General features: G+C 50.4%; 14 protein-coding genes. 4 read left to right on the forward strand and 10 right to left on the reverse strand.

The window, feature by feature from the left end; translation table 11 throughout:
- The first annotated feature begins 38 nt into the window (after positions 1 to 38).
- Positions 39 to 908, forward strand: a complete 870-nt coding sequence (locus tag JK223_RS07110) for a phosphoribulokinase (protein WP_212713505.1) — start codon at positions 39 to 41, stop codon at positions 906 to 908.
- Between the two features lie 36 nt (positions 909 to 944).
- Here the strand turns inward: JK223_RS07110 and JK223_RS07115 are convergent, their stop codons facing one another.
- The gene (locus JK223_RS07115) at positions 945 to 1,349 is read right to left on the reverse strand and encodes an OsmC family protein (RefSeq protein WP_212713506.1); all 405 of its coding nucleotides are present in this window, start codon (positions 1,347 to 1,349) and stop codon (positions 945 to 947) included.
- Positions 1,350 to 1,650: 301 nt separating this feature from the next.
- Here JK223_RS07115 and crp point away from each other — a divergent pair, with 301 nt between their 5' ends.
- Both crp and JK223_RS07125 read left to right on the forward strand, forming a co-directional pair.
- The gene (gene crp, locus JK223_RS07120) at positions 1,651 to 2,283 is read left to right on the forward strand and encodes a cAMP-activated global transcriptional regulator CRP (RefSeq protein WP_038016546.1); all 633 of its coding nucleotides are present in this window, start codon (positions 1,651 to 1,653) and stop codon (positions 2,281 to 2,283) included.
- Between the two features lie 68 nt (positions 2,284 to 2,351).
- Positions 2,352 to 4,439 carry a YccS/YhfK family putative transporter gene (locus JK223_RS07125; RefSeq protein ID WP_212713507.1) on the forward strand — a complete coding sequence of 696 codons (2,088 nt, stop codon included), beginning with the start codon at positions 2,352 to 2,354 and terminating at the stop codon, positions 4,437 to 4,439.
- A gap of 43 nt (positions 4,440 to 4,482) precedes the next feature.
- Here JK223_RS07125 and JK223_RS07130 read toward each other — a convergent pair whose 3' ends face one another.
- The 3 genes from JK223_RS07130 to ppiA form a co-directional block, all read right to left on the reverse strand.
- Positions 4,483 to 5,700: an aspartate aminotransferase family protein gene (locus tag JK223_RS07130; RefSeq protein ID WP_212713508.1), complete on the reverse strand. Its 1,218-nt coding sequence runs from the start codon at positions 5,698 to 5,700 to the stop codon at positions 4,483 to 4,485.
- 82 nt (positions 5,701 to 5,782) lie between these two features.
- On the reverse strand, positions 5,783 to 6,364 hold the full coding sequence (locus JK223_RS07135; RefSeq protein WP_212713509.1) for an aminodeoxychorismate/anthranilate synthase component II: 582 nt from the start codon (positions 6,362 to 6,364) through the stop codon (positions 5,783 to 5,785).
- Between the two features lie 143 nt (positions 6,365 to 6,507).
- Positions 6,508 to 7,071 (reverse strand): peptidylprolyl isomerase A, encoded by a 564-nt coding sequence (gene ppiA / locus JK223_RS07140; RefSeq protein WP_212713510.1) that lies wholly within the window; start codon positions 7,069 to 7,071, stop codon positions 6,508 to 6,510.
- A 259-nt stretch (positions 7,072 to 7,330) separates the two neighbouring features.
- Between ppiA and tsgA the strand changes: the two genes are divergently transcribed.
- Positions 7,331 to 8,512 carry an MFS transporter TsgA gene (gene tsgA, locus JK223_RS07145; RefSeq protein WP_212713511.1) on the forward strand — a complete coding sequence of 394 codons (1,182 nt, stop codon included), beginning with the start codon at positions 7,331 to 7,333 and terminating at the stop codon, positions 8,510 to 8,512.
- Between the two features lie 108 nt (positions 8,513 to 8,620).
- Here the strand turns inward: tsgA and trpS are convergent, their stop codons facing one another.
- From trpS to aroB, 6 genes are all read right to left on the reverse strand, one after another.
- The gene (gene trpS / locus JK223_RS07150; protein ID WP_212713512.1) at positions 8,621 to 9,628 is read right to left on the reverse strand and encodes a tryptophan--tRNA ligase; all 1,008 of its coding nucleotides are present in this window, start codon (positions 9,626 to 9,628) and stop codon (positions 8,621 to 8,623) included.
- Positions 9,629 to 9,646: 18 nt separating this feature from the next.
- Positions 9,647 to 10,324 (reverse strand): phosphoglycolate phosphatase, encoded by a 678-nt coding sequence (locus JK223_RS07155; RefSeq protein WP_212713513.1) that lies wholly within the window; start codon positions 10,322 to 10,324, stop codon positions 9,647 to 9,649.
- On the reverse strand, positions 10,308 to 10,991 hold the full coding sequence (gene rpe, locus JK223_RS07160; protein ID WP_025901484.1) for a ribulose-phosphate 3-epimerase: 684 nt from the start codon (positions 10,989 to 10,991) through the stop codon (positions 10,308 to 10,310). Before rpe ends, JK223_RS07155 begins: the two co-directional genes overlap by 17 nt.
- A 63-nt stretch (positions 10,992 to 11,054) precedes the next feature.
- Positions 11,055 to 11,867 (reverse strand): adenine-specific DNA-methyltransferase, encoded by an 813-nt coding sequence (gene dam / locus JK223_RS07165; RefSeq protein ID WP_212713514.1) that lies wholly within the window; start codon positions 11,865 to 11,867, stop codon positions 11,055 to 11,057.
- A gap of 97 nt (positions 11,868 to 11,964) precedes the next feature.
- Positions 11,965 to 13,089: an SPOR domain-containing protein gene (locus JK223_RS07170; RefSeq protein ID WP_212713515.1), complete on the reverse strand. Its 1,125-nt coding sequence runs from the start codon at positions 13,087 to 13,089 to the stop codon at positions 11,965 to 11,967.
- A 68-nt stretch (positions 13,090 to 13,157) separates the two neighbouring features.
- The gene (gene aroB / locus JK223_RS07175) at positions 13,158 to 14,246 is read right to left on the reverse strand and encodes a 3-dehydroquinate synthase (protein WP_212713516.1); all 1,089 of its coding nucleotides are present in this window, start codon (positions 14,244 to 14,246) and stop codon (positions 13,158 to 13,160) included.
- Positions 14,247 to 14,268 lie beyond the last annotated feature (22 nt).

The raw sequence follows: 14,268 nt of genomic DNA on the forward strand, positions 1-14,268 counted from the left end.
AATGCAGTCAGCCGAACGAGTTCAGGGAGCACAGCCTCATGTCAGCCAGACATCCAATCATTGCCGTCACAGGCTCAAGCGGTGCCGGGACCACCACGACCAGTCTGGCATTCAGAAAAATCTTCCAGCAGCTTAATATCCAGGCCGCCGAAATTGAGGGGGATAGCTTTCACCGTTATAGTCGTCCGGAGATGGATGTGGCCATCCGCAAAGCCAGAGATTCCGGTCGCCATATCAGTTATTTTGGTCCCGAGGCTAACGATTTCGCGATGCTGGAACACACCTTCATTGAGTACGGTACTCAGGGGACCGGTCGCTCCCGTAAGTATCTGCATACTTATGATGAAGCCGTTCCCTGGAAACAGATCCCGGGCACGTTTACGCCCTGGCAACCTTTGCCTGATAATACCGATGTTTTATTTTACGAAGGATTACATGGCGGGATTGTCACGGACCAGCACAATGTGGCAGATAAAGTGGATCTGATGGTCGGTGTCGTCCCGATTGTTAACCTGGAATGGATTCAAAAACTGGTCAGGGATACGCGCGAACGAAGCCACTCCCGTGAAGCGGTCATGGACTCGGTAGTTCGCTCCATGGATGACTATATTAACTACATCACGCCGCAATTCTCCCGTACCCATATCAACTTTCAACGGGTACCGACGGTCGATACCTCTAACCCTTTTGCCGCCAAAACCATCCCGTCATTAGATGAAAGTTTTGTGGTCATTCATTTCCGGGGGCTGGAAGCCATTAACTTCCCCTACCTGCTGGCGATGATTCAGGGGTCTTTTATTTCGCACATTAATACGCTGGTCGTACCGGGCGGGAAGATGGGACTGGCAATGGAGTTGATCATGACACCGCTGGTGAAGCGATTAATGGAAGAGAAGCAGTTTCAGTAGACAACATTGAGTGCCATGACGGCACTCAAACGCGTATCAGAGGCTTACCACCTCAAAGCTATGCGTAATCTCCGCACCTTTACCCAGCATCAGTGCCACTGAGCAGTATTTATCGGCAGATAACGTGACAGCTCGCTCAACCACCGCATCAGTCAGATTGCGACCCGTGACGACAAAATGCAGATTAATATGCGTAAATAAACGGGGTGCTTCTTCACGACGTTCAGAGGTCAGTTTGACTTCACAGTCCACCACATCCTGACGCCCCTTTTGCAGGATAGATACCACATCGATTGCGCTGCAACCGCCGGTAGCCATCAGCACCATTTCCATCGGACTCGGCGCTTTATCACCTGAATTGCCATCCATCAGAACCTGATGTCCGGAAGCCGATTCTCCGATAAAGCTGAGTCCCTCAACCCATTTTACGCGTGCCTGCATTATGCTTACTCTCAACTCTGAAAAAACAGGCTTCAGATTACTCCTTCAGAGTACAAACAGCAATCTGCTGTCATTCGTTAAAGTCTGAACATACAACAGGAGACAGTTGCGCCAGTGTGTGCTACAAACAAAGGGTGAGACATTTTTTTATCAGATTACAACTATGGTGAAACGGTAGAAAAATCCAGAACAAAATCTGCTTTTCTGCGGTAATTGCCAATAAAAATACCCTATGACTTCCTTGCCTGGCAGGAGCTTACCCCTGTATTTATGGCACGATTACAACAGAGGATAAAAGAGAATGGTTCTCGGTAAACCACAAACAGACCCTACACTCGAATGGTTCCTGTCCCATTGTCATATTCATAAGTATCCTTCCAAAAGTACCCTTATCCACCAGGGTGAGAAAGCCGAAACCCTGTACTATATTGTGAAAGGCTCCGTGGCTGTTTTAATTAAGGATGAAGAAGGAAAAGAGATGATCCTTTCTTATCTTAACCAGGGAGATTTCATTGGTGAACTGGGGCTTTTTGAAGAAGGTCAGGAACGCAGCGCCTGGGTGCGTGCCAAAGTGGCATGTGAGGTTGCGGAAATTTCCTATAAAAAATTCCGACAACTCATTCAGGTGAACCCGGAAATTCTGATGCGTTTATCTTCACAGATGGCACGCCGGTTACAGGTAACTTCCGAAAAAGTCGGTAACCTGGCGTTTCTTGACGTGACAGGCCGTATTGCCCAGACGTTACTGAATTTAGCCCGCCAGCCAGACGCGATGACGCATCCGGACGGAATGCAGATTAAAATTACCCGTCAGGAAATCGGACAAATTGTCGGCTGCTCACGGGAGACGGTTGGGCGAATTCTTAAAATGCTGGAAGATCAGAATCTTATTTCTGCTCACGGTAAGACGATTGTCGTCTACGGAACCCGTTAACCTGCCATCTACACGGTAGCATCCCGCTACCGTGTCCTGTTTTACTTTTTATCAGCGATTGTATTCCGATGTGGCGCCGACTGATTTATCATCCCGAAGTTAACTATGCCCTGCGCCAGACACTGGTCGTTTTTCTGCCGGTTTTGATCGGTGGACTTACCGGTAACCTGCAGAAAGGATTACTGTTTTCCCTTATCCCTGCCTGCTGCAATATCGCCGGACTGGATACCCCTCACCGTCGTTTCTTTGAACGGATCCTCCTCGGGGGAACACTGTTTGCTGTGAGCAGTTTTCTGCTGCAGTGGCTGTTAATACGGCATGTACCGCTCCCCTTTATCGTTTTCACCCTGCCGTTACTGATTGGGGTATGCGGAGAGATCAGTCCCCTGTATGGCCGGTTATTACCCGGTGCGCTGATCGCCATGACGTTCACACTTAGCCTGACAGGGCGAATGCCTTTATGGGGACCACCGTTACTGTATGGCGGCGGTACACTGTGGTACGGACTGTTTAACTGGTTCTGGTTCAGATTATCGAAGGATCAGCCGCTACGTGAAACATTAAGTCTGCTGTATCGGGCGCTGGCGAGCTATTGCGAAGATAAATATCATCTGCTAACCACAGCAGAACCGGAAGATACGGAAAAGGCACTGCCTGCGTTGTTAAACCGGCAGCAAAAAATCGTCGATTTGATCACTACCGCGTATCAGCAGATCCATATGTTGTCTGCCGAAAAAAACAGCCGCGAGAAATATCTGATCCGTTCCTTTATTATGGCCGAAGATTTACAGGAACATATTTCCGTCACACTGGGTGAAACCGACGATGTTCGTGCCTTAATCATAAAAAGTGGTTCAGCCGCGATCATTAAACAGAATGCCGATGAAATCTGTGCGCAGCTTAGGAGCACGGCGGATAATATTCTTTATCATCAAATCCCGGGGCATTTTTCGATGGGAGAATCGCTGGCTGCGCTGCAAAACGTTGCCCGCGAATACCCGGACAATCCGGTGGGAACATTCTTCGGATATCACTTCTCGAAAATTGCAAAAGTACTGCAGTCACGGGCTCCGCTTTACCGCCGTGATCTCATGGCGGACAGTCAACGCCGGCTACCTTTCCTGAGTGCATTACGCAGTTATCTGTCACTGAAGTCGACGGCATTACGCACTGCCGGACGCTTTTCGGTGATGCTGCTGGTGGCCAGTACCCTTGCGCTATCATTAAACATGCCCAAACCTTACTGGGTACTGATGACCATCATTCTGGTCAGCCAGAACAGTTACAACGCGACCCGCGTGAGGATACAGCACCGGGCCTTAGGGACATTTGCCGGACTGATTATTGCTGCACTCTCTTTACAGCTCGCGACCCCGGAACCCGCCATTTTACTGACCATGCTGCTGCTTACTCTGTTCAGCAATTTGTTCTCGCGACAATACTATGGCTGGGCCACCATCGGTACTACGGTGACCGCCGTGTACAGTCTGCAACTGCTCGCGCTGAACGGTGCGCACTTTCTGGTACCACGCCTGCTGGACACACTGCTCGGTTGCCTGATTTCTTTCGCGGGCATGCTATGGCTGTGGCCTCAGTGGCAGAGTGCGCTGCTGAGGAAAAATGCACAGGATGTCTTGTCCACCTACCAGAAAGCGCTGCAGATCCTTCTCGGCCCCTCCCCCGGGGCAGAAGCCGCCGAAGCCATCCGGATAAAAGCAAACCAGCAACATAATGCACTGTTCAGTTCCCTGAACCAGGCAATGCAGGAGCCAGGTTTTGATACCGAATACCTTAGCGAAATGCATCTCTGGGTGACACACAGTCAGTTTATTGTGGAGCATATTAACGTGCTGACGACTCTGTCACGTGAACATACGATGCTGACACCGGACCTGGCGGAAAGGTATCTGCAATCCTGCGAAGTGGCCTTGCAGCAATGTCAGCAACGGCTCGATTTTCACAGCGAGGGAGATCACAGCAGAAATGTCATGGATGAAGAGGTTAAAATACCTCTGGGCCCGGTCACCATTGTGGAGCGGCAACTGAACCAGATATTAAGTCATCTGAAGGTGATGCGGACGATTTCCGCACTGGTCTGGCGTCAGCGTCCTCATCATGGTCAATGGCTGCTGAGCAGAAAAAACAGCCATAAATAAATCAGGGGACAGCCATATCGCTGTCTCCTGATTATCTGCCGTCTCAGCCAAAAAGCGTCTCTGCAGCCGCCGCGAACCGGGTCATTCCTTCACGAATGTCCTGCTCCGTAATGACCAGTGAAGGTGCAAAACGAATGACACCGTTACCGGCTGTCAGGATCATCACACCTTGCTCTGCTGCTGCGTGCAAAAGATCCCGTGCTTTCGCTTTATACTCATCTTTCAGTTCTGCACCGATCAGTAATCCTTTACCGCGGATTTCGGTAAATACAGAGAAGCGCTGGTTAATTTTCTCCAGTTCTTCATAAAACCATTGGCGGCGTTGTTCCACTCCCGCAAGGACTTCCGGTGTATTGATGATATCCAGTGCGGTTTCTGCAATCGCACAGGCCAGTGGGTTTCCGCCATAAGTTGTCCCGTGAGTCCCCGGAGTCATTGCAGAAGCAATTTCCTGTGTGGTCAGCATCGCACTGACAGGGAACCCCCCTCCCAGAGCTTTTGCGGTTGTCAGGATATCCGGTTTCACGCCATAGTGTTCATACGCGAAGAGTTTCCCGCTGCGTCCCATCCCGCTCTGCACTTCATCCATCACCAGCAAAGCCTGATGCTGATCGCACAGTTCGCGTAATCCCTGCATAAATTCTGGCGTTGCCGGCGTAATGCCTCCTTCACCCTGAATAGGTTCCAGAACGATCGCACAGGTATGATCATCAATCACGGCTTTTACCGCATCGAGGTCATTAAAAGGCACATGGACAATATCGGCCGGTTTAGGACCAAAACCGTCGGAATATTTAGGTTGTCCTCCGACAGTGACCGTGAACAACGTCCGGCCGTGAAAGGCATGGTGGAAGGCAATAATTTTAGTTTTGTACGGGCTATGGCGGACGGAGGCATAGTAGCGGGCCAGTTTAAAGGCGGCTTCGTTCGCTTCAGCCCCTGAGTTAGCAAAGAACACCCGCTCCGCAAAAGTTGCCGAGATAAGCTTGCTGGCTAAACGCAGTGCCGGTTCATTGGTGAACACATTACTGGTATGCCATAATGTTTCGCCCTGCACTTTTAGTGTATTCACCAGTGCCGGATGACAGTGGCCGAGTGCGGTTACCGCAATACCGCCGGAAAAATCGACATACTCTTTATTCTGTTGATCCCAGACCCGGCTACCTTCCCCCCTGACCGGAACAAACTTCGCCGGTGCATAAACCGGCAAAATAACCTGATCAAAGGTTTCCCGTGTCACTGCCATTTTCTCTTGTGCCATATTCTTTCCCGCCTGATTGATTCACTGACCGATTAAATAATAATCCATAAAATATGCATAAAAAATCATTTAAAGGCAATCTTTACCCGGCCTGACTCACAAAATTTTTCAATAATTCCACCCCCTGCTCACTCAGAATACTTTCGGGATGAAACTGTACGCCTTCCACAGGCAGTGTTTTGTGTCTGATACCCATGATTTCGTCAGGCTCACCGTTGATCTCCGTCCAGGCAGTGATTTCCAGACAATCCGGCAATGAGGCTCGCTCGGCGATCAGGGAGTGATATCGTGTTACCGATAACGGATTCTTCAGCTGCCGGAAGACACCGATACCACGATGGATAATCGCTGATGTTTTACCGTGTATCGGCTGACGCGCACGGACCACCTTACCACCAAAGACGCGGACTATCGCCTGATGTCCCAGACAGACCCCGAGAATAGGAATTTTACCGGCAAAGTGACGAATGGCAGCCATTGAAACCCCGGACTGATCCGGTGTACAGGGGCCGGGAGAAATCACCAGATGTGTCAGGGGTAACTGGCACATCTCTTCAATCGTTATCGCGTCATTACGTACTACCCGGACATCCACTCCGGTCAGGCTAAAATACTGGAATAAATTCCAGGTGAAGGAGTCGTAATTATCGATGAGGAGCAGCATGAAAGTAATCTCTGTCTGACAGTTACCGGGTGAAGGACGGGGTCGGCATAAACACGATGGTCCCCCTCTCTGCAGATGCCGGAAGAGAGGGGGACCGGAATGAAGTCAGTGGAATGATCGTGTATTCCACTGAGCGCATCTGACTACGGTAATACTTTCGCTGAAGTGATCACAATCGGTTTAGCCGGAACATTCTCGTAAGGGCCGTTCGACGAGGTGGCTACCTGAGAAATTTTATCCACAATATCCATCCCCTTCACCACCCGGCCAAAGACCGCATATCCGAAATCGCGCTGACCATGATTCAGGAATGCATTGTCCGCCACATTGATAAAGAACTGACTGGTTGCACTGTCTTTATCTGCAGTACGTGCCATGGCGATGGTCCCACGAACGTTCGGTAATCCATTGTCAGCTTCATTACGGATAGGAGCACCTGCGGTTTTCTGCTGCATGTCTGCCGTGAACCCGCCGCCCTGGATCATGAAGCCCGGGATCACCCGATGAAAAATAGTATTGTTATAAAAGCCACTATTGACGTAGCTGACAAAATTCTTAACGCTCACCGGTGCTTTCTGATCATTAAGATCCAGCTCAATATTACCTGCCGTCGTTGTCAGTAATACATGAGTATCGGCCAGTGCCGACACAGAGACAGAAGAGAGAGCTAACAAAGTGAAAGCTGTCGCCAAAGTACGTTTCAACATAAAAACTCCCTGGTTAGATAGATAGCGCAAAAAATCCGGGTAATTGTAGTGATATAAACGGGTAAGAACCAGACGTTTACCCGGCGATGACTCTGTTAACCGCAGGAAAAGATCACTCTGCACGGATAAACATTTGAAGCACATCACACATTAAATGCAATAAAGGTATGATATTGCATTGATTATTTTTGAAGATCACGGTTCACTCTTCAGCTGTGCCGTTATAACTAGTACTTCTCTTATTATTAGGGTGTCGACAATGACAAAGACCAACAGAATTGGCCTGACCTGGATTAGCTTTTTTTCTTATGCACTGACGGGTGCATTAGTGATCGTGACAGGGATGGTCATGGATGATATTGCCCGGTACTTCAATGTGCCGGTGTCCAGCATGAGTAATACGTTCACGTTTCTTAATACCGGGATTCTGGCTGCTATTTTCCTGAATGCCTGGCTGATGGAAATCATTCCTCTGAAACGCCAGCTGATTTTTGGCTTTATACTGATGCTGCTGGCTATTGCAGGACTGGTCTCCGGGCACAGCATTGCACTATTCTCCGTCTGTATGTTTGTCCTTGGGGTGGTTAGCGGTATTACCATGTCGATTGGTACCTTCCTGATCACTCATCTGTATGAAGGTCGTCAGCGCGGCTCACGCCTGCTGTTCACGGATTCCTTCTTCAGTATGGCAGGAACTCTGTTCCCTATCATCGCGGGTATCATTCTGGCCCGTCACCTGCCCTGGTACTGGGTATATTGCTGTATCGGGCTCCTCTACGTAGTTATCTTCGTGCTCACACTGATGATGGAATTCCCGGTACTGACCAAAAGCAGCCGCCAGGAACAGGCCGGAAAAGAAAAATGGGGAAGCGGCGTGTTTTTGCTGGCACTGGCTGCACTCTGCTACATTCTGGGACAGCTGGGCTTTATTTCCTGGGTACCGGAGTATGCGACTAAAAATATGGGGATGCAGATTTCTGATGCCGGCCAGCTGGTAGGTAATTTCTGGACGGCATATATGGTGGGTATGTGGGTGTTCAGTATCGTACTGCGTTTCTTCGACCTGCAGAAAATCCTGGTTGTGATCACGGCTCTGGCAACGCTGCTGATGTACTGGTTTACTCATGCTCAGGAAGTCCCGATGCTGCACCTGATTATTATGGCCTTAGGCTTTTTCTCAAGTGCCATCTATACCACCATTATTACATTGGGATCGCAGCAGACCAGAGTATCCTCACCGAAGCTGGTTAACTTTATTCTGACCTGCGGTACCATCGGTACAATGCTGACCTTTGTTGTGACCAGCCCTATCGTAGAACACAGCGGACCACATGCTGCGCTGCTGACGGCCAATGGCCTGTATGCGGTCGTGTTTATCCTGTGTATCGGCCTAGGATTTGTAACCAGACACCGGCTGCATAGCACGCCTGCAACCCGCTAATCATCACAGCGGAACGCTCCGACGCCGGGACGCCGGCGTTTTCTGACAAAAAAGCCACCTGACGGTGGCTTTTTTGGTTTTTATTACGGTATGACTGTAGGGTGTGCCTTACTGAGGACGGGCCACAAAACCTACCGCCTGATATACCTTATCCAGCGTTTCACGGGCTCTGCTGCTGGCCTTCTCCGCGCCTTCCTGCATGATCTTATTCAGCAAGGCTTCATCGTTACGATAGTGTTCGAAGCGCTGTTGTAGCTCGCCAACCATTCCGGCAACGGCGTCGGCTACCGCGCCTTTCAGATGGCCATACATTTTACCGCTGAATTCCTCTTCCAGCTCAGGAATAGACTGACCGGTAACACCGGAGAGAATATCCAGCAGGTTAGAAACACCGGCTTTGTTTTTCACATCATAACGAACCACCGGTGGCTCATCCGAGTCGGTCACCGCACGTTTAATCTTCTTCACGACCGACTTTGGATCTTCCAGCAGGCCGATCACGTTATTTCGGTTCTCATCCGACTTAGACATTTTACGGGTCGGTTCCAGCAGAGACATCACGCGCGCACCTGATTTCGGAATAAAAGGCTCCGGAATGCGAAAGATATCACCATAAATAGCATTAAAGCGCTGAGCAATATCCCGGCTTAATTCAAGGTGTTGTTTCTGATCTTCGCCTACCGGCACCTGGTTGGTCTGGTAAAGCAGGATGTCTGCGGCCATTAACACCGGATAGTCGAAAAGACCGGCGTTAATATTCTCAGCATAACGGGAAGATTTATCTTTGAACTGTGTCATGCGACTCAGCTCACCAAAATAGGTGTAGCAGTTCAGTAACCAGGAGAGCTGCGCATGTTCCGGTACATGAGACTGGACAAATATGGTCGACTTTTCAGGATCAATGCCACAGGCCAGGTACAGTGCCAGGGTATCCAGCGTTGCCTTATGCAGCGCTTGCGGATCCTGACGGACGGTAATGGCGTGCTGGTCAACAATACAGTAGATGCAATGGTAATCATCCTGCATCTGTACCCATTGACGAAGAGCCCCCATGTAATTACCAATGGTTAGTTCACCTGAAGGCTGTGCGCCACTAAAAACAATGGGTTTACTCATAAATTTCTTCCTGATTCCTTACAGCCCAAGTGCGGGCAAAAGTTGGTCAAACGAATTCAATACTCTATCCGGCTTACTGTCCGCGATAGGCTCACCATAGTTATATCCATAGGTCAGGCCAGCACAGGGGACACCTGCAGACTTCGCTGCCTGAATATCATTTTTTGAATCACCAACAAACAATAACTCATGCGGATGCAGCCCGAATTTACCCAGAACGAGGTAAATTGCCGCCGGATGCGGTTTTTTCACCACCACATCATCCCCGCCGATGACCAGTGAAAACATGTCAGCAATTCCCAGAGATTCCAGCAGGGGTGCAACAAATGGCGTCGGTTTGTTGGTCACAATGGCCATCGGCAGTGGCTGCTGATGTAATGTGCGCAGGGTTTCTTCTACCGCCGGGAACAAGGCACTGCCATGTTCAGCCGTTTGTGCATAATAACTAGCAAATAACTGACGGGCTTGCCCGAAGTCGGTGGCTGTGGGCGTACGACCCAGGGCGTGCGTCAGGGCGCGTTCCACCAGAACATCGGCTCCGTTTCCGACCCAGGTCGTGATCTGGTCAACGCTGGCAGCAGGAAAACTCAGGGTTTTCAGCGTGAGATTGATGGCTTCAGCAAGACCAGGGATGCTGTCAGTCAGCGTACCGTCGAGATCGAATGCCAGGGCCCGAATATCAGTGAAATGACCCATTGGCACTCTCCAGTTCCCGACGCATCTCTTCGATCACTTTTTTATAGTCAGGCTGACCAAAAATCGCGGAACCGGCAACAAACATATCCGCTCCGGCCGCGGCAATCTGAGCAATATTGTCCGTTTTTACTCCGCCGTCCACTTCCAGGCGAATATCAAAGCCACTATGGTCGATACGTTTACGCACATCACGGAGTTTATTCAGTGTCGAAGGGAGAAAACTCTGACCACCAAAGCCAGGGTTCACCGACATCAACAGCACCACATCAATCTTATCCATGACGTAATCGAGATAGTTCAGCGGTGTTGCCGGGTTAAATACCAGGCCGGCTTTGCAGCCATGTTCTTTAATCAGCTGTAAGGTGCGGTCAATATGTTCTGATGCTTCCGGGTGAAAAGTGATAATGCTGGCACCGGCCTTCGCAAATTCAGGTACCAGACTATCTACCGGTTTCACCATCAGATGAACATCGATGGGGGCGGTGATCCCGTAATCACGGAGCGCTTTCAGCACCATCGGTCCCATCGTCAGGTTGGGCACGTAATGGTTATCCATTACATCGAAATGAACAACGTCTCCCCCGGCAGCCAGTGCTTTTGCGGTGTCCTCTCCCAGTCTGGCGAAATCAGCCGACAAAATTGAGGGGGCTATCAAATAGTCTTTCATTCTGTTCTCCCGAGGGTTGTGCCCGGTTAAATTACCTGAGAAATAGACCTGACTATGCTCAGCTTAGCGGTAAAGCGCCAGTAATTCGTTAACCTTAGTGCGCCCGTTTACATTACGACTGATAGAGCGGCGGGCCTTGACGATATATTTTACTGCCTCACCGTACCACTGCTGAGTTAACTCAGTATCATGATTAGAGATTAACACAGGGACTGCGTTTTCCCTTGCCAGTTTTGCCGCCAGTTCGGCCAGCTGTACCTGTTCAGCCAGATTAAAACTGTTCGTATGGTAAGCCGTAAAATTTGCCGTCGCCGAAAGCGGTGCATAAGGTGGGTCACAGTACACGACTGACCCGGAGCGCGCCTGACTCATTGTTGTGCTGTAAGACTGACAAACAAAAGTCGCCTGCTGTGCACGTTCGGCAAACCATAACAGTTCGGCTTCAGGGAAATATGGCTTACGGTAACGGCCAAAAGGCACGTTAAACTCTCCGCTCAGGTTATAGCGACACAAGCCGTTATAACCGTGACGGTTCAGATAGAGGAATAACAGAGCCCGTTCATAAGGGTCCCTGCTCTGATTAAAGATTATCCGCTGGGCATAATAGACATCAGGGTCATTAAACTCCGCGGTGAACAACCGGCGCGAATCTGCAATAAATGCCGCACTGTTCGTCTTGATAATGTTGTAGAGATTAATCAGGTCGCTATTGATATCAGCCAGCTGATAACTTTTATAATCTGTGTTCAGAAATACTGAACCAGCACCTACAAAAGGTTCGATTAAACAATCACCCTCAGGTAAGTATCGGCGAATATCATCCAGCAGGTGGTATTTTCCCCCTGCCCACTTCAGGAAAGCGCGGTGTTTTTTCATGCTGTCGTAGTAAAGATTATTTCATTAATGGCTGCGGATAGACCGACAGCAGATCTGCGCTTATCAGTGGGGCTGCCCATTGCAGCCCCGATAATTATCACTTAGCAGCCTCTTTCCTGACCTGGCTTAAAGGTTTAACCCATGGACTCTTCGCCCGTACAGCTTCAGGAAGGGTACTGATAGCACGTTTAGCTTCAGCAGAAGTTGCATAAGAACCACTCACTAACACATACCATGGCTGTCCGTTACGCTGCGTTTCATAAACATGGTAACCGGTAAGGTTTTGTTGTCTGGCCCACGCGTTCAGGGACTCCCTGTGTGTCGCACCACTCAACTGTATTGTGTACTCACCTGAAGGGACCTGTGCTACAGCCTCAGGGGGAGTTTTACGTGCCACACTGGCAGGTTTCGATTCATGCATGACCGGTTCAGAAGCAGTGACCGGCTTGCGTGTTTCTTTCACCGGATGTTCAGCAACGCGACGGGATTCCGCGGCACGACGCTGTTCAGCGACACGTCGTTGTTCTGTGACACGGCGCTGCTCTTCCCTGCGACGTTGTTCGGTTATGCGCGCCTCGCGCTCACGACGCTCCGCCGCGACATTACGTTCGCTGGCAGGGGATTTCCGGACTGCACTGTGTGGTACAGAAGGTACAGAAGGTACAGAAGGTGAAGTATTGGCCGAACGGTTACCCGGGACCATGCCGTTATTTTTTACATTCAGTCCCAGCGTGGCTGGCGCGGTCGGTAATGTTGTCTGGCTGGCGACCGGTGTGGCCGTCCCGTCAGTGCTGACATCCTTTTGCGCTGCATCAGGCTGTGACTGAACACCCGGCGCGGATGACGCAGAAGACGATGCAGATGACATATCAGTATCACTGCCGGCAACGGGCGGTAGCGGCGCATCTGAAGCTGTTCCCGGGGTATTGCTCATCACAGAAGAGCCGGAAAGGTCAATAGACTTCCCTTCTCCGCCCGCAGAGGAACTGTTTCCGGCTACCGGTGACTGCGATGGACCCTTCAGAGCGGCACCAATGCCAAGGATGAGGAGCAGAAGAACCAGAATACCGACAGCAATCATAATATGCTGCTTCGATACCGGTAACTGCGGGAGTTGCGGTAGTTTCGGTAACTTTGGCTTGGGTGATGATTTACGGGTTCGCGCAGCAGGACGATCACTGGCGTCAGGTTTTAACTCATCTTCCGGCTGGAACTCATCCATTAAACCACCTCGTGCTTAACCGTTAGTATCCCGCTACCTGTGTGCAGCAGAACAAGCTATGTCTTATATCAGCCTGGCTGACAATCATTGATCGCCGCTAAAACAATATCATGCGCTACACCACTTCTCACCTCTGCCTGCCCTGTTTTACAAGGCAGCACCAGACGCAACTCTCCGCCCAGTACTTTTTTATCACGCAGCATGTGAGGCAGATATTGCTCTGCGCTCATTTCAGCCGGTCCACAGGTCGGTAGTCCGGCCCGCGCCAGCAGCGCAATAATGCGCTCTGTTTCGGCTGAGGTAAAACCATTACAACGTTCGGCTGTTTTCGCAGCCATCACGATTCCGGCGGCCACCGCTTCACCGTGTAACCAGTTACCATAGCCCATATGCGCTTCAATCGCGTGCCCGAAGGTGTGCCCCAGATTCAGCAACGCCCTGACTCCGGACTCCCGCTCATCAGCGGCAACAACTTCAGCTTTAAGTTCACAGCAACGGCGAATACAGCGGGCTATCGTAGGTTCATCCAGGGCCATCAGCTGTTCCATATGCTGTTCAAGCCATACAAAAAAGTCAGCATCCAGAATGATACCGTATTTAATGACTTCCGCCAGTCCGGACGATAACTCTCGTAGCGGCAGCGTTTTCAGACAGCGGGTATCAATAATGACCGATGCGGGCTGATAAAACGCCCCAATCATATTTTTACCTAACGGGTGGTTTACTGCGGTTTTTCCACCGACGGAGGAATCAACCTGTGAAAGTAAGGTGGTCGGGATCTGAATAAAACGGACACCCCGTTGGTAACATGCCGCGGCAAAGCCGGTCATATCACCGATCACCCCGCCCCCGAGAGCCACCAGCGTGGTATCCCGGCCATGGGGTTTTTTCAGTAATGCGGTAAATATCTGCTCCAGAACATCCAGCGTTTTGTACTGCTCGCCATCCGGCAGAATGACCTGGTCAACCGCAATACCTGCATCAGAGAGTTTCTGTGTCACAGACGTCAGATAGAGTGGTGCCAGTGTTTCATTGGTCACCACCATCGCGGTATCACCGGCACTGAGAGGCCAGTAGGAAGCAGGGTCATCAAATAAACCTGCAGCTATGGTAATCGGATAACTACGTTCTTCAAGTGAGACCGAGATCTGCTCCATAATGATCGATACCCTGCGACTG

It is taken from the genome of Tatumella sp. JGM118 (assembly GCF_018257515.1).
Taxonomy (GTDB): domain Bacteria; phylum Pseudomonadota; class Gammaproteobacteria; order Enterobacterales; family Enterobacteriaceae; genus Tatumella; species Tatumella terrea.

What these genes read in the sequence shown, in the direction of transcription:
- JK223_RS07110 (WP_212713505.1), top strand. Translation starts at nt 39, where the DNA reads ATGTCAGCCAGACATCCAATCATTGCCGTCACAGGCTCAAGCGGTGCC.
- JK223_RS07115 (WP_212713506.1), bottom strand. Translation starts at nt 1,349, where the DNA reads ATGCAGGCACGCGTAAAATGGGTTGAGGGACTCAGCTTTATCGGAGAA.
- crp (WP_038016546.1), top strand. Translation starts at nt 1,651, where the DNA reads ATGGTTCTCGGTAAACCACAAACAGACCCTACACTCGAATGGTTCCTG.
- JK223_RS07125 (WP_212713507.1), top strand. Translation starts at nt 2,352, where the DNA reads ATGTGGCGCCGACTGATTTATCATCCCGAAGTTAACTATGCCCTGCGC.
- JK223_RS07130 (WP_212713508.1), bottom strand. Translation starts at nt 5,700, where the DNA reads ATGGCACAAGAGAAAATGGCAGTGACACGGGAAACCTTTGATCAGGTT.
- JK223_RS07135 (WP_212713509.1), bottom strand. Translation starts at nt 6,364, where the DNA reads ATGCTGCTCCTCATCGATAATTACGACTCCTTCACCTGGAATTTATTC.
- ppiA (WP_212713510.1), bottom strand. Translation starts at nt 7,071, where the DNA reads ATGTTGAAACGTACTTTGGCGACAGCTTTCACTTTGTTAGCTCTCTCT.
- tsgA (WP_212713511.1), top strand. Translation starts at nt 7,331, where the DNA reads ATGACAAAGACCAACAGAATTGGCCTGACCTGGATTAGCTTTTTTTCT.
- trpS (WP_212713512.1), bottom strand. Translation starts at nt 9,628, where the DNA reads ATGAGTAAACCCATTGTTTTTAGTGGCGCACAGCCTTCAGGTGAACTA.
- JK223_RS07155 (WP_212713513.1), bottom strand. Translation starts at nt 10,324, where the DNA reads ATGGGTCATTTCACTGATATTCGGGCCCTGGCATTCGATCTCGACGGT.
- rpe (WP_025901484.1), bottom strand. Translation starts at nt 10,991, where the DNA reads ATGAAAGACTATTTGATAGCCCCCTCAATTTTGTCGGCTGATTTCGCC.
- dam (WP_212713514.1), bottom strand. Translation starts at nt 11,867, where the DNA reads ATGAAAAAACACCGCGCTTTCCTGAAGTGGGCAGGGGGAAAATACCAC.
- JK223_RS07170 (WP_212713515.1), bottom strand. Translation starts at nt 13,089, where the DNA reads ATGGATGAGTTCCAGCCGGAAGATGAGTTAAAACCTGACGCCAGTGAT.
- aroB (WP_212713516.1), bottom strand. Translation starts at nt 14,246, where the DNA reads ATGGAGCAGATCTCGGTCTCACTTGAAGAACGTAGTTATCCGATTACC.